General features: G+C 60.5%; 16 protein-coding genes and 2 pseudogenes. 11 read left to right on the forward strand and 7 right to left on the reverse strand.

The window, feature by feature from the left end:
• The 4 genes from AC6I6U_RS29945 to acs all read right to left on the reverse strand — a co-directional run bounded on the left by AC6I6U_RS29945 (window position 1) and on the right by acs (window position 4,780).
• A complete protein-coding gene (locus AC6I6U_RS29945) occupies window positions 1-699 on the reverse strand; it encodes an ABC transporter permease (RefSeq protein WP_497879546.1) in 699 nt (232 codons plus the stop codon).
• Window positions 696-1,385 carry an ABC transporter permease gene (locus AC6I6U_RS29950; RefSeq protein ID WP_017902899.1) on the reverse strand — a complete coding sequence of 230 codons (690 nt, stop codon included), beginning with the start codon at window positions 1,383-1,385 and terminating at the stop codon, window positions 696-698. The genes AC6I6U_RS29945 and AC6I6U_RS29950 overlap by 4 nt, the downstream gene beginning before the upstream one ends.
• 88 nt (window positions 1,386-1,473) lie before the next feature.
• The gene (locus AC6I6U_RS29955) at window positions 1,474-2,250 is read right to left on the reverse strand and encodes an ABC transporter substrate-binding protein (protein WP_497879547.1); all 777 of its coding nucleotides are present in this window, start codon (window positions 2,248-2,250) and stop codon (window positions 1,474-1,476) included.
• Between the two features lie 574 nt (window positions 2,251-2,824).
• Window positions 2,825-4,780, reverse strand: coding sequence for an acetate--CoA ligase (gene acs, locus AC6I6U_RS29960; RefSeq protein ID WP_497879548.1), 1,956 nt, complete (start codon window positions 4,778-4,780; stop codon window positions 2,825-2,827).
• Window positions 4,781-5,182: 402 nt separating this feature from the next.
• Between acs and AC6I6U_RS29965 the strand changes: the two genes are divergently transcribed.
• The 3 genes from AC6I6U_RS29965 (at window position 5,183) to AC6I6U_RS29975 (ending at window position 7,801) form a co-directional block, all read left to right on the forward strand.
• The gene (locus AC6I6U_RS29965; protein ID WP_497879549.1) at window positions 5,183-5,446 is read left to right on the forward strand and encodes a DUF2790 domain-containing protein; all 264 of its coding nucleotides are present in this window, start codon (window positions 5,183-5,185) and stop codon (window positions 5,444-5,446) included.
• 492 nt (window positions 5,447-5,938) lie between these two features.
• Window positions 5,939-7,186, forward strand: coding sequence for a ribonucleotide-diphosphate reductase subunit beta (locus AC6I6U_RS29970; RefSeq protein WP_497879550.1), 1,248 nt, complete (start codon window positions 5,939-5,941; stop codon window positions 7,184-7,186).
• A 285-nt stretch (window positions 7,187-7,471) separates the two neighbouring features.
• The gene (locus tag AC6I6U_RS29975) at window positions 7,472-7,801 is read left to right on the forward strand and encodes a helix-turn-helix domain-containing protein (protein WP_497879551.1); all 330 of its coding nucleotides are present in this window, start codon (window positions 7,472-7,474) and stop codon (window positions 7,799-7,801) included.
• 34 nt (window positions 7,802-7,835) lie between these two features.
• Here AC6I6U_RS29975 and AC6I6U_RS29980 read toward each other — a convergent pair whose 3' ends face one another.
• Window positions 7,836-8,885 carry an MBL fold metallo-hydrolase gene (locus tag AC6I6U_RS29980; protein ID WP_497879552.1) on the reverse strand — a complete coding sequence of 350 codons (1,050 nt, stop codon included), beginning with the start codon at window positions 8,883-8,885 and terminating at the stop codon, window positions 7,836-7,838.
• A gap of 196 nt (window positions 8,886-9,081) precedes the next feature.
• Between AC6I6U_RS29980 and AC6I6U_RS29985 the strand changes: the two genes are divergently transcribed.
• From AC6I6U_RS29985 to AC6I6U_RS30010, 6 genes and pseudogenes are all read left to right on the forward strand, one after another.
• Window positions 9,082-9,696: a TetR/AcrR family transcriptional regulator gene (locus AC6I6U_RS29985; protein WP_497879553.1), complete on the forward strand. Its 615-nt coding sequence runs from the start codon at window positions 9,082-9,084 to the stop codon at window positions 9,694-9,696.
• A 169-nt stretch (window positions 9,697-9,865) separates the two neighbouring features.
• Window positions 9,866-10,948, forward strand: coding sequence for a diguanylate cyclase (locus AC6I6U_RS29990; RefSeq protein WP_497883136.1), 1,083 nt, complete (start codon window positions 9,866-9,868; stop codon window positions 10,946-10,948).
• A 175-nt stretch (window positions 10,949-11,123) separates the two neighbouring features.
• A pseudogene (locus tag AC6I6U_RS29995) lies at window positions 11,124-11,888 on the forward strand (PAS domain-containing protein); the annotation flags it as partial.
• A gap of 117 nt (window positions 11,889-12,005) precedes the next feature.
• Window positions 12,006-12,440, forward strand: a pseudogene (locus AC6I6U_RS30000) (methyl-accepting chemotaxis protein); the annotation flags it as partial.
• A 125-nt stretch (window positions 12,441-12,565) separates the two neighbouring features.
• The gene (locus tag AC6I6U_RS30005) at window positions 12,566-13,276 is read left to right on the forward strand and encodes a CTP synthase C-terminal region-related (seleno)protein (protein ID WP_497879554.1); all 711 of its coding nucleotides are present in this window, start codon (window positions 12,566-12,568) and stop codon (window positions 13,274-13,276) included.
• The gene (locus AC6I6U_RS30010; protein WP_497879555.1) at window positions 13,273-13,596 is read left to right on the forward strand and encodes an antibiotic biosynthesis monooxygenase family protein; all 324 of its coding nucleotides are present in this window, start codon (window positions 13,273-13,275) and stop codon (window positions 13,594-13,596) included. The genes AC6I6U_RS30005 and AC6I6U_RS30010 overlap by 4 nt, the downstream gene beginning before the upstream one ends.
• Before the next feature lie 18 nt (window positions 13,597-13,614).
• Here the strand turns inward: AC6I6U_RS30010 and AC6I6U_RS30015 are convergent, their stop codons facing one another.
• Window positions 13,615-13,941 (reverse strand): DUF2025 family protein, encoded by a 327-nt coding sequence (locus AC6I6U_RS30015; RefSeq protein ID WP_497879556.1) that lies wholly within the window; start codon window positions 13,939-13,941, stop codon window positions 13,615-13,617.
• Window positions 13,942-14,165: 224 nt separating this feature from the next.
• Between AC6I6U_RS30015 and AC6I6U_RS30020 the strand changes: the two genes are divergently transcribed.
• Complete coding sequence (locus AC6I6U_RS30020; RefSeq protein ID WP_497879557.1) at window positions 14,166-15,290, forward strand: glycerophosphodiester phosphodiesterase; 1,125 nt, start codon at window positions 14,166-14,168, stop codon at window positions 15,288-15,290.
• Window positions 15,291-15,971 (forward strand): helix-turn-helix domain-containing protein, encoded by a 681-nt coding sequence (locus tag AC6I6U_RS30025; protein ID WP_497879558.1) that lies wholly within the window; start codon window positions 15,291-15,293, stop codon window positions 15,969-15,971. It begins immediately after the preceding gene.
• Here the strand turns inward: AC6I6U_RS30025 and AC6I6U_RS30030 are convergent.
• Entirely contained in the window at window positions 15,922-16,848 is a 927-nt protein-coding gene (locus tag AC6I6U_RS30030) for a sterol desaturase family protein (protein ID WP_497879559.1), read from the reverse strand. The genes AC6I6U_RS30025 and AC6I6U_RS30030 overlap by 50 nt on opposite strands.
• Window positions 16,849-16,990 lie beyond the last annotated feature (142 nt).

Below are 16,990 nucleotides of genomic sequence, written 5' to 3' on the forward strand. Positions count from 1 at the left end.
TCAATGCTTCCTTGGAGCCAGGTAGCTCAGCCAGCGGCGCTCGGCCAACTTGAACAGGCGCACCAGGATGAAGGTCAGGCACAGGTAGAACACGCCGGCGGTGATATAGGCCTCGAACGGCAGGTAATACTGCGCGTTGACGGTCCGGGCGGCGCCAGTGATGTCGATCAGCGTCACGATGGAGGCCAGACTGGTGGTCTGCAGCATCATGATCACTTCGTTGCTGTATTGCGGCAGCGCCCGACGCAGGGCCGACGGCAGCAGGATGCGTCGATACATCTTGTAGCGCGACATGCCCACCGCCTTGGCCGCCTCGATTTCGCCATGGGGCGTCGCCTTGAGGCTGCCAGCGATGATTTCCGCCGTGTAGGCGCTGGTATTGACGGCAAAGGCCAGGCAAGCGCAGAAGGTCGCACTGGACAGCCAGGGCCAGAGGAAACTCTCGCGCACCGCCTCGAACTGCGCCAGCCCGTAGTAGATCAGGAACAACTGCACCAGCATCGGCGTGCCACGAATCACGTAGGTGTAGAGCCACGCCACGCCATTCACCAGCGGCTGCTTGGAAACCCGCATCAGCCCCAGTGGCACGGCCACCAGCAGGCCGAAGAACAGCGACAGGGCCAGCAGTTTCAGAGTGGTCAGCAGGCCGCCGAGGTACAGCGGCATCGCCTCCCAGACGACGTTGTAGTCGAAGATCATAGATCAGCCGCCCTTACGCCTACCGAATAGCGCTTCTCGAGGTGACGCAATGCCAGCAACGAGACACTGGTAATCACCAGGTACATCGCCGCCACTGCAAGGAAGAAGGTGAAAGGCTCGCGAGTGGCATCGGCCGCCTGCTTGGCCTTGAACATCATGTCCTGCAGGCCGACCACGGAAATCAGTGCAGTGGCCTTGGTCAACACCAGCCAGTTGTTGGTGAAACCGGGGATCGCCAGGCGGATCATCTGCGGTACCAACACCCGAAAGAACACCTGCAGACTGCTCATCCCGTAGGCCATGCCGGCCTCCGCCTGCCCCTTGGGGATCGCCATGAAGGCGCCACGGAAGGTTTCCGACAGGTAGGCACCAAAAATGAAGCCCAGGGTACCGATACCGGCAGCCAGCGGATTGAGATCGATATAGTCGTCATAACCGAGCAACGGCGCGACGCGGTTGATCAGGTCCTGGCCGCCGTAAAAGATCAGCAGGATCAGTACCAGGTCGGGGATTCCACGGATCACGGTGGCATACAGGTCACCGAGCCAGGCCAGCCAGCGCACCGGCGAAAGGCGCAGCGCCACCCCGATCAAGCCAAGAACGATGGCCAGGGCCATGGACGACAAGGCGAGCTGAAGCGTCAGCCAAGCGCCATCGAGGATGACAGCCCCGTAGCCTTTCAACATGATTCAGGTCCTCGAAAATTGGGATGAAAAAATGGCGCAAACCTCAGGGATCCTGTTGCTTGCGCCATTTCGGACGAGCTAGCGAGATTTACTTGCCGTAAATATCGAAGTCGAAGTACTTGTCCTGGATCTGCTTGTATTTGCCATTGGCACGGATCGCGGCGATGGCGGCGTTGATCTTGTCCAGATCGGCCGTGTCGCCCTTGCGCACGGCGATCCCCACGCCGTCACCGAAGTACTTGACGTCGGTGAACTGCGGGCCCACGAAGGCAAAGCCCTTGCCGGCGTCGGTCTTCAGGAAACCGTCCTGCAGCAGGGTCGCATCAGCCACGGTACCGTCCAGGCGACCGGCTTCCACGTCCAGGTAGATCTCGTTCTGCGAACCGTAAGGCTTGACCTCGGCACCCAATGGCTTGAGCACTTCCTCGGCGAAGCGGTTGTGGATCGAACCACGCTGCACGCCAATCTTCTTGCCCTTGAGTTCGGCCAGGCTGTCGCTGACCACGGTACCTTCCTTCATGACCAGGCGGGCCGGGGTGTTGTAGTACTTGTTGGTGAAGTCGACAGACTTCTTGCGGTCGTCGGTGATCGACATCGACGACAGGATCGCGTCGATCTTGCGGACCTTCAGCGCCGGGATCAGGCCGTCGAACTCCTGCTCGACCCAGACACACTTGACCTTCATCTCTTCGCACAGGGCGTTGCCGATGTCGTAGTCGAAACCGACGATGCTGCCGTCCGGAGCCTTGGAGGCGAATGGAGGGTAGGCCGCTTCGATACCAATTTTCAGAGGCTTTTCATCGGCGAATGTAGGCAGCGACAGCACGGACAGTGCCAGGGCGCCAAGAAGCACGAGTTTCTTCATCTTAGGACTCCATCGGTAAAGGGCAAAAACGGCAGAGTGAGCGCGAGCCCAATATGCGAAGGGTGAACAGGGATTACGGCGCCGCATCCTGCGAGGGCCGGTTGGGCAGCGGTCCATGCACAACGACCAGCGAGTGATCGGCATTCTAACGACAGGCCCGAAGTCGATATTTCCTCAATGCGACAAGTAATTACAGAAGCATAGAGAATGCCGACCCGGCACATTGACAGCCCATGAAATTCATGCACAGGCAAAAGAAGGGCAACCGATCCATGCTGCAAATTGCGGGCCTATTATTCGCAAAGCCTTCTATTACGGCAAGTGCAGTGTGCGACAACGATCTTTTCGACCGATATCGTCACCCCAAAATGAGCAAAAGCGTTTCCCTATGCCCCGGCAGCGGGCGCCAGGTGACATATTTGGTTACTTGAAGCCGGCTGGGTAACAACAAGAAATGACCTACAGGAAAAACCGATATTTATCTCTTTTCACTCATTCGTCCGCCAGCCCCGCCCCTGAATGAAAAAGCCCCGCCCGGCTCACTGCCGGACGGGGCTCGTTAAACCCGATTGCCTCAGGCGACGTTCATGGTCTTGTGGGTATCGATCAGGTGCTGCACCACACCTGGATCGGCCAGGGTCGAGATATCACCCAGCCCGTCGTATTCCGCCGTGGCGATCTTGCGCAGGATACGCCGCATGATTTTCCCCGAACGGGTCTTGGGCAGGCCCGGCGCCCACTGGATGACATCCGGCGAAGCGATCGGCCCGATCTCCCGGCGCACCCAGTTCTTCAGTTCCAGGCGCAGCGCTTCACTCGGTTCCTCGCCGCTGTTGAGAGTGACATAGACGTAGATGCCCTGCCCCTTGATATCGTGCGGCACCCCCACCACGGCCGCCTCGGCGACTTTCGGGTGGGCAACCATGGCGCTTTCGATCTCGGCAGTGCCCATGCGGTGACCGGAAACGTTGAGCACGTCGTCGACGCGGCCGGTGATCCAGTAGTAGCCATCCTCGTCGCGACGGGCACCGTCGCCGGTGAAGTACATGCCGCGGAAGGTCTTGAAGTAGGTGTCGACGAAGCGGTCATGGTCGCCGTACAAGGTACGTGCCTGGCCCGGCCACGAATCGAGAATCACCAGATTGCCTTCGGCGGCACCCTCGATGATGTTGCCCAGGTTGTCCACCAGCGCCGGCACCACACCGAAGAACGGACGGGCTGCGGAGCCTGGCTTGAGGGCATGGGCACCTGGCAGCGGGCTCATCATGTTGCCGCCAGTCTCGGTCTGCCACCAGGTATCGACGATCGGGCAACGCGACTTGCCGACGTTCTTGTAGTACCAGTCCCAGGCTTCCGGGTTGATCGGCTCGCCTACCGAACCGAGCAGGCGCAGGCTGCTGCCGTCGGCACCGTCGACCGCTGCCGAACCCTGGGCCATCATCGCGCGGATCGCGGTCGGCGCGGTGTAGAGAATATTGACCTTGTGCTTGTCGACGATCTTCGCCACCCGGGTGATGTCCGGATAGTTCGGCACGCCCTCGAACAGCACGGTGGTCGCGCCATTGGCCAAAGGGCCGTAGACGATGTAGCTGTGGCCGGTGACCCAGCCGACGTCGGCGGTGCACCAGTAGACCTCGCCCGGACGGTAATCGAACACGCGCTCATGGGTCAGGGCCGCATACAACAGGTAGCCGCCGGTGGTGTGCTGCACACCCTTTGGCTTGCCGGTGGAGCCGGAGGTATAAAGGATGAACAGGGCTTCTTCGGCGCCCATCTCTTTTGGCGCACAGACACTGCCCGCCACTTTCATCAGGTCTTCGAACCAGATGTCGCGATGCTGGTTCCACTTGATGTCGCCACCGGTGCGCTTGCACACGATGACCTTCTGGATGCTGTTGGTTTCCGGGTTGGTCAGGGCGTCGTCGACGTTGGCCTTGAGCGGGATCTTCTTGCCGGCACGAATACCTTCGTCAGCGGTGATCACCACCTTCGAGCGGCAGTCGATGATCCGGCCAGCCAGGGCTTCGGGCGAGAAGCCACCGAACACTACCGAGTGAATCGCGCCGATCCGCGCGCAGGCCAGCATGGCGACCACGGCCTCGGGAATCATCGGCATGTAGATGGTGACCACATCGCCGCGATGGACATCCTGGCCACGCAGGGCGTTGGCGAGCTTGCAGACCTGCTCGTGCAGTTCGCGATAGGTGATGTTGCGTGACTCGGCCGGGTCGTCACCCTCCCAGATGATTGCGACCTGATCACCGCGCTCGGCCAGGTGGCGATCCAGGCAGTTGTAGGAGACGTTCAGGGTGCCATCAGCGAACCATTTGATATCGACATGGTGGTCGTCGAAGGAAGTCCGTTTTACCGTGGTGAAAGGCTTGATCCAGTCAAGACGCTGGGCCTGCTCGCGCCAGAAGCCATCAGGGTTGACGACCGACTGCTGGTACATCGCCTTGTAGGTTGCCTCGTCGGTCAGCGTATTGGCCAAAACCTCAGGGCGAACGGGGTACAGGGAAGCCGCACTCATCTTTCTTACCTCGGTGACATAGTTGTTGTTTTATGGCCCTGTTGTAGCCGGGCTGACGCTGGTGGACCATTCGACGATGGTAGTAACAAAGCCCTACAAAACGTCAGATTTGCTGCCTACAAGGCTCAAGCACGCTGCCTGTGGCGCTTTCCGGCCCATGGAAAATATCTCGGGACAGGACGTTTTTCGACGATTGTTACAGGTTTTGTCAATAGTCTTTATCAAAAGACGACCTGTATGAATGTTTTGCGCACTCTTAAAATCAACTTCGCCAACTAAGGCAACGAATTAACCAGCGACAGCCCCCACGAAGGCCGTTAATTCGAATTCAAACTTTCCAGAGCTTCACACGTGGTCCCACAAGGGCCGCGTGCCCCCACACGACCGTCAATAGGTGAACCGATGAAACTTTTTGCCGCTTTAGTCCTCAGCAGCCTGTGCGCCACAGCCATGGCCGACGAGGCGGCGACCGATGTAGCCAGCCAGAATCTGCCGGTAGAGGAATATACCTACTCCCTGCATCCGGACATTCACAAAGTTATCTCCATGAGTGAAATACCGGAAGTTTGCGAAGTTGTACCAGCACGTATGGTTTATGAAGATTCCCAAGGTGCCCGGCATGTCATGGAATATCGTGTAATGGGTAATGGTTGTTCCAACGGCTGATCGCCCGCATTGAAAAGCGCCTGCCGCAGGAAGCGATTCTTGCGGCTGCGGCAATGGTGTATCGACACCGCAATCGCCTCCACGCTGGCATCCTACCCGGGGCCGAATGCCACTCGTCGCCGATCCCCCTCCCAGCAAAAAAATCTTTTGCCGCCAAAGCCCTGCAAACCCGAGCCATGTCCGAAAAAGCACGGGCAAGGGCAGAATCCGTCACACCACTGACAGCAAAAAGCCCTTATAATGTCCCGGTAAAACGGGCTTGCAACATTCCCTTGCAGGGTAGCGTTCTCACGCTGGCATCGCTGCAGGAACAGGCGTCACCCCCAGCGCCATCCGCCCTTCGAGGGCCCCCGTACAAATTTCCGTTGTTTGCCTGCACAGCCAGGGCAAGAAACGATTCCTTATATCCACCGCGGCCACCGTGTCGTGTGAAAAACCGACCATCAGGGTTTTCACACGGGCGCCAGGCCCTCACGCAGGAGACGACACGTCATGCTGAGCTGGGACGAATTCGACAAAGAAGACGGCGAAGTAGTAGAGAAAGAGAGCAAGACCGGCCAGGCCAGCGAAGCCACCCTCGATCGCCTGGACAGCGCCGGCGGCGCCGCCGCCCTCGAAGCCCGTGCCGTGACCGCCAGCGACTCCGCCGCGATCATCCGTGCCAAGGCTGCCCTCGACGCACTCGACGTCGCCGAAGGCCTGGCTGAACTCGAAGGTGCATCGGCCCGTGTCGCGGTCGATGAGAAGCGCATGATCAACTGCCGCGCCGACCTCAACCAGCTCGTGCCTTTCAAGTACGACTGGGCCTGGCAGAAGTACCTCGACGGCTGCGCCAACCACTGGATGCCGCAAGAGGTCAACATGACCGCGGACATCGCCCTGTGGAAAAACCCCGAAGGCCTGACCGACGACGAGCGTCGCATCGTCATGCGCAACCTGGGCTTCTTCTCCACCGCCGACTCCCTGGTGGCGAACAACCTGGTGCTGGCCGTGTACCGCCTGATCACCAACCCCGAGTGCCGCCAGTACATCCTGCGCCAGGCCTTCGAAGAGGCGATCCACACCCACGCCTACCAGTACTGCATCGAATCGCTGGCCATGGATGAGGGCGAGATCTTCAACATGTACCACGAGATCCCGTCGGTCGCGAAGAAAGCCACCTGGGGCCTGAAGTACACCCGCTCGATCTCCGACCCGCAGTTCAACACCGGCACCGTCGAAACCGACAAGGAACTGCTGCGCAACCTGATCGCCTACTACTGCGTGCTGGAAGGTATCTTCTTCTACTGCGGCTTCACCCAGATCCTGTCCATGGGTCGTCGCAACAAGATGACCGGCGTCGCCGAGCAGTTCCAGTACATCCTGCGCGACGAATCCATGCACCTGAACTTCGGTATCGACGTGATCAACCAGATCAAGATCGAGAACCCGCACCTGTGGGATGCCGAGATGAAGGAAGAAGCGACCCAGATGATCCTGCAAGGGACCCAACTGGAGATCGAATACGCGCGTGACACCATGCCTCGCGGCGTACTGGGCATGAACGCGGCGATGATGGAAGACTACCTGAAGTTCATCGCCAACCGTCGCCTGTCGCAGATCGGTCTGAAGGAAGAGTATCCAGGGACGACCAACCCGTTCCCATGGATGAGCGAGATCATGGACCTGAAGAAGGAGAAGAACTTCTTTGAGACCCGTGTGATCGAGTACCAGACCGGTGGTGCGTTGAGCTGGGACTGATTCGTTCCTGGCTTGGATCGCTGCCCTGGAAGCCCTGACTTGGTCAGGGCTTTTTTTATGGGATTTGGGTGCATATCCGTTTGCGCGTCCAGCGGATGTGGCGGTTTCGTCCTTTGTGGGCGAGCAAGGTTGTGAGCTCGCGAAATCACCACGACGCTGCCAAGGCCTCTGCGCCCCAACCGACTACCGATAGTCGGATTGCCGAAAAATCCTTTGATCCGGCCCGAAAACAACTGTACAAAAACACAGTATTTTAAAATCAGCCGATCAATCCTGGAGAGCGCCATGTCCAGCCAAGCCGCCAATTATGTGATGAGTACTACCGTCGAACGTATGGTCCTGCACCAATTCACCCCGCTGCACTGCAAGCAGGCCCGGGTGATGCTGGGCTGGAGCCGGGAGCGATTGAGCCAGGAGTCGGGCGTTTCGGTTGAAGCCGTACAACGCTTCGAGAAAGGGGATGTTCTGCGGGATGTCACCCGGCTGGCCCTGGCCTTTCGTTTCGAAGCCGAAGGCCTGGTATTTTTCCCTGGATTCGCCCCCGGTCGCGGGATGAACATCCGGGGGACTACACCCGACCCGATTGAACGGCAGGACTACGAACTGATCGAGTGAACGAGTCAGATCAAGGCTGCCGTCCCTGGAGGGTTTAGCGAGGGCTCAGAGCAGATTCGCTCTCCAAGGCCTGCTCCACTTCCAACCACCAGGCACGCCCACGGTGAGGCTGCATCAGGTTGAAGGCTTCACCGATGGCCGGGGTGGTGATGGACACGTTGCTATCCCAGGCCAGCGCCAGAATACGCTCGAACGGTTCGTACCAGGCATGGAACGACAGGTCGAACGTACCGTTATGAATCGGCAACAGCCAACGTCCCTTGAGGTCCAGGTGCGCTTGCAGGCTCTGTTCAGGCTGCATGTGCACATGAGGCCAGTCGACGTTATAGGCACCGGTTTCCATCAGGGTCAGGTCGAACGGACCATAATGTTCGCCGATCTGCTTGAAGCCGTCGAAGTAGCCGCTGTCACCACTGAAGAAGATTCGCACATCGCCGGCAATCATCACCCAGGACGCCCACAGGGTCTGGTTGTTGTCGAACAGCGTCCGCCCGGAAAAATGCTGCGACGGCGTGGCGGCGAAACGTATGCCATCGACGGCCGTCTCCTCCCACCAATCCAGCTGTTGCACTTTCTCCGGGGCGATCCCCCACTTGACCAACTGGTCGCCAACCCCCAGGGGGGCCAGAAAGTGCCTGGTCTTGTCAGCCAGCGCCAGCACCGCCTGGTGGTCCAAGTGATCGTAGTGATTGTGGGAAAGGATCACCGCCTCGATCGGTGGCAATTCTTCCAGGCTGATGGGCGGCTGGTGAAAGCGCTTCGGCCCAGCCCATTGCACGGGTGACGCCCGCTCGGAGAACACCGGGTCGGTCAGCCAGAACTTGCCCTGCAGCTTGAGCAACAAGGTTGAGTGACCCAGACGGAATACGCTGAAATCAGGAGCCGCGAGCAGTTGCTCGCGCGTCAGTGCCTGAACCGGCACGCTGCCCGCCGGACGGGTGTTGCGCGGTTTCTGGAAGGTCATTCGCCAGAAGATGCCCAGGGTCTTGCCCAGGCCACCATGGGGTGTTGGCGCCAGGTTGCGAAAAGCGCCCTGCTCTTTCAAGGACGAGGGTTTATCGAAAGTGCGCGAACGAATGGCCATGACAGGGTGACTCCCAGGAACCCGAAGGAGTTCCCACGCTCAGGTGCTGGATGATCGCTGGCCGCCTCGGGCGAACCTTGATCGGATGATGTTGCAGAAATGAACTACACTACACAGTGTAGTTTCTAGCTTGCGCCAAAGCACTCGGCAAGTAAACTGCCGAGTGTAACTTTTCTTAACCTGCTGAAGCCTGCCCATGACCGCCCCCCTGCGCCTCACCGACCGTAAACGCGAAGCCATCATCCACGCCGCTATTGCAGCCTTTCGCGCCGACGGTTTCGAGGTAACCAGCATGGACCGGATCGCGGCCAAGGCCGAGGTATCCAAGCGAACGGTGTACAACCACTTCCAGAGCAAGGAAGACCTGTTCGCCGAAATTCTCAATCGCCTGTGGGCCAGCAGCGCTGCTCAGGAAGACCTGACCTACCACGCGCAACGCTCCCTGCGCGAACAATTGCGCGAACTGCTCGCACGCAAGATGCGCCTGTTCAACGATAGCAACTTCCTCGACCTGGCGCGGGTGGCAATCGCCGCCACTATCCATGCGCCCGAACGAGCCCAGGATATGGTCTCGCGCCTGGCCAACCAGGAGCACGGCTTCAAGCAGTGGATCCGCGATGCCCAGGCCGATGGCAAATTCAAGGCGGTCGATCCCGAGTTCGCCACCCACCAGATCTACGGCTTGCTCAAGGCCTTCGCCTTCTGGCCGCAAATCACCCTCGGGCAACCACCGCTGGATGCCCCGGAGCAGACACGCGTCCTGGAATCGGCGCTGGATTTGTTCCTTTCCGGCTACGAAATAGCCAAGTAGCCGACACAAATGATCAAATCACCTTCCAAATCCTGGAAATGGCCCGGAAGGACACTGATTATTCTTTACGTAATCCTCGACAATATTCATCCTGCTTATCCGACGAACAGCCGTTCCGTGTAGAACACATCGCCTGTGTTCAATAAAGAAATAAGTGACTCAGAAACCTATGGAAATCCATCGAGGCAAAGGGCAATCGTTTGCCAGACGCATCTACTTGCCCCGCATGGTAGGCGTCGGCGTCGGCTCTCTAAGCATCATCGCTGCACTCGCCCCCTTGTCGCTGCCGGTATGGATCTGGGGCCTGCTGGTGCTCAATGCCCTGATCTGGCCCCACCTGGCATACCGGGTCGCACGGGGTTCCAACTACCCCTATCAGGCGGAACGGCGCAATATCCTGGTCGATTCGTTGATGGGCGGTTTCTGGGCAGCGACCATCCAGTTCAACCCGCTGGTCACCGTCAACATGCTCGCACTGATGACCATGCACAATGTCGCTGCCGGTGGCCCGCGGCTGATGCTCAAGGGTTTGCTCGCCCAACTGCTGGGCATCCTCATCTCCTGGCTGATCTTCACTCCGGCGCTCAACGCGGTGACCACCCAGATACAGATCTATGCCTGCCTACCCGTGATGATCCTTTACCCAGTGGTCATCGGCATGGGCAGCTTCAAGGTGGCAATCAAGCTCGCCGATCACAAGCGGGCCCTGAGCGCCCTGAGCCGTACCGACAGCCTGACCGGGCTGCTCAATCACGGCACCTGGAAGGACCTGCTGCAGATCAAGTTTCACAAATGCCGGCAGACGCAGTACCAGGCGGCGATCGCGCTGATCGACATCGACCATTTCAAGACCATCAACGACAGCTACGGCCATCTGATCGGCGACAGCGTACTGCGCCAGTTGAGCCGCGACCTGAAGGCCAACCTGCGCCAAAACGACCTGGCCGGGCGCTATGGCGGTGACGAGTTCTGCGTCATCCTGCCAGACATGTCGCTGGAACAGGCCCGGGAGATCATGGAACGCCTGCGCCAGGTTTTCAGCAATTTCCGCAGTGAGGAAATACCGGAACTGCGTGTGACCCTGAGCATCGGCCTGGCCCCCTTCCGTGCCAGCTTCAAGGACGCCGGAGATTGGCTGAACGAAGCCGACAAGGCCCTGTACATCGCCAAGAACTCCGGTCGCAACAAGGTCACCTGCGTCGACGCAGGCAACGTCGCCTCATCCAGCGAGTGCCTGGCCAGCTCCGCCTGACCACCACTCGACTGCCGCAAAAACCGTACGGCGAATTCTTGTACAACTTCGGTCAATTTTGTATAAGTATGCAAGGCAAAGTGCCATCTATGGAACGCTGGCCACCGGCATCGTCCCTACCAGGGGCTGCCGGGCCTCGAAAGGGATAGACCTCCCCTCTCTCCGAGTTCACGCCATGTTTTTTGCCAATCATAAGAAAGCCTTGCACGACCTGCAGCAAACCATTGACCAACAAGCCCATCTGCTTGCCGCCATCGATCGCTCCATGGCCGTCATCGAGTTCGACCTTGACGGTACGGTCCTGCGGGCCAACGACAATTTCCTCAAGACCATGGGCTACCGCCAGGACCAGGTGGTCGGCCAACCCCACCGCATGTTCTGCTCCCCGACCTATGCCCGTAGCGCCGAATACAGCCAGCTGTGGTCACGCCTCAAGGCCGGGCAGTTCGAATCCGGCACCTTCGAGCGGGTCGCCGCCGACGGGCGGAGTGTCTGGCTGGAGGCCAGCTACAATCCGATCCGCGACGAGAGCGGCAAGGCGGTGAGCATCGTCAAGTACGCGATGGACGTCACCGCCAAGATCCAGCAGGAAAGTGAGGCCAACGGCAAACTGCAGGCCATAGACCGGGCCATGGCCGCCATTGAGTTCAATCCCGATGGCACGGTGATCTGCGCCAACCAGAACTTCCTCAACCTGATGGGCTACAGCCAGGCCGAAATCCAGGGCAAGAGCCACCGGATCTTCTGCACCCCGGCCACTGTCGGGAGCAGCGACTACCAGGATTTCTGGCGCCGGCTGAACCAGGGTGAGTTCTTCAGCGGCCAGTTCGAACGCGTGACCAAACGCGGCCAGAGCGTCTGGCTGGAGGCCAGCTACAACCCGGTCTACGACGCCAGCGGCAAACTGTGCAAAGTGGTCAAGTTCGCCTCGGACGTGACCCGGCGCGAAGAAAAACACACCCAGGACGCCATGAGCGCGAGCCAGGCCTATCACATCTCGGTGGAGACCCGTAAGGTCGCCGAACAAGGCACCGAGGTGATCCAGCAGGCCGCTACCGAAATGCGCGAGATCGCCTCCAACATCGAAGGCTCATCGACCCTGATCGCCAAGCTGGGCGAGCGTTCGGAGCAGATCACCGCCATCGTCAACACCATTCGTGGCATCGCCGACCAGACCAACCTGCTGGCCCTCAATGCCGCGATCGAGGCCGCCCGGGCTGGCGAACAGGGCCGCGGTTTCGCCGTGGTGGCCGACGAGGTGCGCCTGCTGGCAGCGCGCACCAGCGGCTCGACCACCGAGATCTCCAACATGATCGGCATGATCCAGAACGAAACGCAGCAAGCCATACAGAGCATGAACGGCACCCGCGACCGGGCGTCCAAGGGCGTCGGCCTGGCGGACGAGGCCGGCACGGTGATCCTGCAGATCCGCGACGGGGCGAGCAATGCCGTGCAGGCGGTGAGCATGTTCGCCAACGACAGGGGGCATTGAGCCAAGACTCCCCTTCAGGGGATGATTGCAGCGCGGCATTGTTCACTTGAGCAAATGCCTATTTTGCTTGCAAGAATGCAGATCTATAGTCCGGCGCAAAGACCGTCACGCCGGAGGAAAACCCCATGGATCTGCGCCCTGCCCTGAAGATTGCCCTGGTCGGTGACCACAACCCCCAGGTGGTCGCCCACCAGGCCATCCCCCTGGCCCTGCAACTGGCTGCCAGGGCCGCCGACCTACCTGTGCAGGCTGACTGGCTGGCGACCGACAGCATCGATGCGGCAACCGATCTGTCCGCTTTCGACGGTATCTGGTGCGTGCCCGCCAGTCCCTATCGCAGCCTTGCTGGCGCATTGCACGCCATTCGCCACGCCCGTGAACAGCGACGCCCCTATCTCGGTACCTGTGCCGGTTTCCAGTATGCACTTCTCGAATATGCCCGCCATGTGCTCGGTTGGGACGACGCGGAGCACGGCGAAGAGGCGCCGGACTCGCCGCGCGCGGTCATCTCGCCGTTGAGCTGCGCCCTGGTGGAAGCCAGTGACGGCATCCGCCTGGTCGAGGGTTCACGTATCGCCAGCGCCTACGCAGGCCAGCAGACCCACGAGGGTTATCACTGCCGCTATGGCATCAACCCGGCCTTCGAGGCCGCCCTGCTCGATGGTGACTTGCAGGCAGGCGGCCACGACAGCCTGGGTGAACTGCGAGCCATTGAACTCGTGAATCATCCGTTTTTTGTCGCCACGCTCTTCCAGCCGGAACGCGCCGCTCTGCAAGGCAACGTACCGCCGCTGGTCAGCGCGTTCCTCGTGGCCTGCGCCGGAGTACAGTCATGATTGCCGCCACACCCCAACCGCCCTACTACGCGGTGATCTTCACCTCCCTGCGCACCGAAGGCGACCTGGGCTATGCCGAGGCCGCCCAGCGCATGCTGGAACTGGCCCGCGACCAGCCAGGCTTCCTCGGCGTCGAATCGGCACGCGGGGATGACGGGCTGGGCATCACGGTTTCGTACTGGCAGGACGAAGCGGCAATCCTCGCCTGGAAACAGCATGCCGAGCACAGTGAGATTCGCGAGCGAGGCCGCTCGACCTGGTACGAGGCGTGCCATACCCGTGTGTGCAAGGTCGAGCGGTCCTATCGCTTCGATCGTTGAGCCGACAGGTGCGCTGCGTCAGCCCGGTACCACCTGGCGCAACGCGGCGATCTGCGGAATCTCCACCCGCCGCATGTACACCCGCAGCGGCTCGGAGATATTGATCCGCTCGTCGATATTCTGGTCCAGCAGCAGCTGGATCCGTTCCCGTGCCAGGCACATGGCCTCCTGCCCGGCTGGCAGCCAGACGAATTCACTGGCCGGAATGATCCCGTCGTCGGCCACATCCATGCCGAAGGAGTCTTCGCTGAAACGCACGATGTACTGGCCGGTCTTGCGATTCAAGCCGACAAAACCCTTGAGCTGGTCGGCGGCCTGACAGATGAGTTCAGAAGTGATGCGCATGGTAAACCTCACTGGAGAGCCCGAAGGCCCATGGGTCGATGGTTTACACACAAGGGGACAGCGCGTTTCCCTCTGCCGGGGAAACTGCCATTCAAGCCTACTGCAAAATCCGTCCTGTTTGTGTCGAAAAAACGACACATCCCGCATTTGCAACCATTTCGCGATAGCACTTGAAGCATTCAGTTGTTAAAAGGGGCCTTTACCCTGCACGAAAGGAATTCGAAATGCCTGTCACCTTCAAGAAAAGCGCCCTGCTCATGAGCCTGCTGCTGGCCATGGGGCTGGACACCGCACAGGCCAGCACCGCCCCGGCCGAACTCGCCGCCAAGGCGTCGATTCCCCACCCGGCGGTGATCGCCCACCGTGGCGCCTCCTACGATGCTCCCGAATCCACCGCAGCGTCCTATACCCTGGCCCGCGAGTTGGGCGCCGACTACCTGGAAATGGACCTGCAGCGCAGCAAGGACGGAGTGATCTTCGCCCTGCACGACAACAACCTGTCGCGCACCACCGACGTCGCCAGCAAGTTTCCCGAGCGCAAGGACAGCCCGGCCAACGAGTTCACCTGGGCCGAACTGCAAACCCTGGATGCCGGCAGCTGGTTCAACAAAGCCTACCCCGAGCGCGCGCGGCCGGCCTATGTCGGCCTGAAAATCCTCAGCCTGGACCAGATCATCGACATCGCCCAGGCCAACCCCAGGCATCGCCCAGGCCTGTACATCGAAACCAAGGAACCCAAGCAGTTCCCCGGTATCGAGCATGACCTCAAGAACAAGCTGCAGGAACGCGGCCTGCTCGGCCCGGACAAGGTCCAATCCAAGGAGCGGCCGCAGGTTGGCCAGAGCGCGGGCCGGGTGATCCTGCAGACCTTCGAAAAGAGCAGCCTGGAACTGCTGCAAAAGGAAATGCCGGACACGCCGAAGATCCTCCTGCTGTGGGTCGGCGAAGGCAGCATCGAGCCCAAGTCGAACGTCAGCTTCGCCGACTCCGGCGAGAAGACCAAGGCCGCCTACTACGCCAAGCAGGAACCGAAGGACAAGGCCGAGTTCATCAAGTGGGTCGACTTCGCCAAGGAACACGGCGCCATTGGCACCGGTCCGTCGGCCGAACTGACCCACGGCGGCGACCAGAGCTATTCGGACCTGGTCAAGCCGTGGATGAACCAGCTGACCCACGACAAGGGCCTGCTGGTCCACGTCTATACCGTCGACGAACCGGTAGACTTCAAGAAGGTGATGGACGCCGGCGTCGATGGCATCTTCACCAACCGCGCCTCCGAGTTGCTCAAGTACTTCAAGCGCGCGTCGCCGAAAACCGTGCCGCAGATCCTCGAGGCCAACGGTTACTGAGTGAAGGCCAGCGAGTGGAGCGGCGTCCTTTGGCTGGGACGTGACTACGCCCTGATCGAGGGAGGGCTGGGGCCGACCGCGCCCCATGGCCACTATGCCCACCAGGTGATGCTGGCGCCCGAGGCGCCGGTCACCGTCTGGCTCGAAGGCCAGGCGATCACTGCCAGGCAGTTGCTGATCGGAGCCCAGCGCAGCCACGCCATCGTCAAGACATCGGGTCGGGTGCTCTCCATCTATGCCGAACCGCTGACCCTGGATCTGGATCAGCTCGAACAGGCCCTGGGCAACGTCGAATGGTCGTTGCCGGCTCTCGACGACGCCCTTCGTCACTGTCCCCGCCGCACCCTCGACGATCCGCGTATCACCCGTGCCCTGGCAGCCTTGGAGCAGTCGCTGGATGGCAAGGTTTCGGCCGCTGCCCTGGCCCGCGACGCCAACCTGTCCCTGAGCCAATTGGAGCGGTTGTTCGCCAGCCGCGTCGGCCTGCCGATTCGGCGCCTGGTGCTGTGGCGCCGCCTGCGCCTGGCGCTGAACCAGATACTGGCGGGTAGCAGCCTGACGGTAGCGGCCCACGACGCGGGATTCGCCGATTCGGCGCACTTCTCCCGCTCGATGAAAAAGCTCTTCGGCGTCAGTGCCGCTCATGCCCTGGGGCGGATTCAAGTGCGCCTGCTGGATTGATCCGGCGCAACAATTGCACCGGCGTCGGTGCAGGGTCTGAGGTCTCGACGGGTAGAAACGGGTCCAGCAATTGCCGCACATACCCCACGGGAAAGTCCGGCCGGTTGCCGATCCCGAGGTCCGCCTCGCCGATCCGGTACGCCTCGGTGTGGAAGGCAGTCCCCAGCAGATGGTCCCACGCGGTAAAGAACAGCCCGAAATTCACATCCCCGGCGCGGCCGTACTTCATATGGTGAAAACGATGCACCGGGGCCCAGGCGAAAACCAGGCGCAACGGCCCAAGACGCATATCCACGTTGGAGTGCTGCAGCAGCAACTGGATGGCAATGGCAAACCCCAGCAAGGCCGCAACATCCGCAGGAATACCCAGCAACCACAACGGCAGCAGGCCCGCCAGCGCCTCCACCGCCTGGTGCAGCGGATGCTTGAGCAAGCCGTTGAAGCCATACATCCGCTGCACACTGTGATGCACCGCATGCAGCCGCCACAGTGCTGGCGAGCGATGACTGGCGTAGTGGGCCAGGGTGATGCCCACATCGGCGATCACGATCGCCAGTAGCAGTTGCAACCACAAGGGCAAGGCCTGGGGCCAGAGCAGTTCGAACGGCAACCAGCCGACCAGCACCGGCAACACCAGCAGCCCCAGGGCAGCGAGACTTTCATTGACCAGGCCGTGGACGATGTCCCGCAGACGGTCTCCCCGCGCTCGGTTCCAGGCTGGCTCGTAGGGCAGCCACCACTCGGCAAGAAAAGACACCAGGACCGCCAGCAGGAACAGCAGCGGCAGACACCAGGCCCGCTCGGCCAATGCCAGCCCGGCACCAAGAAACCCAAACCAGAAAACCGGCGCATACAACCCGCTGGACACACGCTTCATGAGACGCTCCTCGTTAAGAAGCCGCCAGCATGAAAGGCCTGTACGAACCGGGATTGAACAAACGGCGCAATCGCCAGTCAGGACATGCAAGGGTCAATTTAAGGATGAATTAAGTCGCAACACTTAGGCTGACCCCACTGAA

The organism is Pseudomonas sp. UTLPPB19802, assembly GCF_059730225.1.

What these genes read in the sequence shown, in the direction of transcription:
- AC6I6U_RS29945 (WP_497879546.1), bottom strand. Translation starts at nt 699, where the DNA reads ATGATCTTCGACTACAACGTCGTCTGGGAGGCGATGCCGCTGTACCTC.
- AC6I6U_RS29950 (WP_017902899.1), bottom strand. Translation starts at nt 1,385, where the DNA reads ATGTTGAAAGGCTACGGGGCTGTCATCCTCGATGGCGCTTGGCTGACG.
- AC6I6U_RS29955 (WP_497879547.1), bottom strand. Translation starts at nt 2,250, where the DNA reads ATGAAGAAACTCGTGCTTCTTGGCGCCCTGGCACTGTCCGTGCTGTCG.
- acs (WP_497879548.1), bottom strand. Translation starts at nt 4,780, where the DNA reads ATGAGTGCGGCTTCCCTGTACCCCGTTCGCCCTGAGGTTTTGGCCAAT.
- AC6I6U_RS29965 (WP_497879549.1), top strand. Translation starts at nt 5,183, where the DNA reads ATGAAACTTTTTGCCGCTTTAGTCCTCAGCAGCCTGTGCGCCACAGCC.
- AC6I6U_RS29970 (WP_497879550.1), top strand. Translation starts at nt 5,939, where the DNA reads ATGCTGAGCTGGGACGAATTCGACAAAGAAGACGGCGAAGTAGTAGAG.
- AC6I6U_RS29975 (WP_497879551.1), top strand. Translation starts at nt 7,472, where the DNA reads ATGTCCAGCCAAGCCGCCAATTATGTGATGAGTACTACCGTCGAACGT.
- AC6I6U_RS29980 (WP_497879552.1), bottom strand. Translation starts at nt 8,885, where the DNA reads ATGGCCATTCGTTCGCGCACTTTCGATAAACCCTCGTCCTTGAAAGAG.
- AC6I6U_RS29985 (WP_497879553.1), top strand. Translation starts at nt 9,082, where the DNA reads ATGACCGCCCCCCTGCGCCTCACCGACCGTAAACGCGAAGCCATCATC.
- AC6I6U_RS29990 (WP_497883136.1), top strand. Translation starts at nt 9,866, where the DNA reads ATGGAAATCCATCGAGGCAAAGGGCAATCGTTTGCCAGACGCATCTAC.
- AC6I6U_RS30005 (WP_497879554.1), top strand. Translation starts at nt 12,566, where the DNA reads ATGGATCTGCGCCCTGCCCTGAAGATTGCCCTGGTCGGTGACCACAAC.
- AC6I6U_RS30010 (WP_497879555.1), top strand. Translation starts at nt 13,273, where the DNA reads ATGATTGCCGCCACACCCCAACCGCCCTACTACGCGGTGATCTTCACC.
- AC6I6U_RS30015 (WP_497879556.1), bottom strand. Translation starts at nt 13,941, where the DNA reads ATGCGCATCACTTCTGAACTCATCTGTCAGGCCGCCGACCAGCTCAAG.
- AC6I6U_RS30020 (WP_497879557.1), top strand. Translation starts at nt 14,166, where the DNA reads ATGCCTGTCACCTTCAAGAAAAGCGCCCTGCTCATGAGCCTGCTGCTG.
- AC6I6U_RS30030 (WP_497879559.1), bottom strand. Translation starts at nt 16,848, where the DNA reads ATGAAGCGTGTGTCCAGCGGGTTGTATGCGCCGGTTTTCTGGTTTGGG.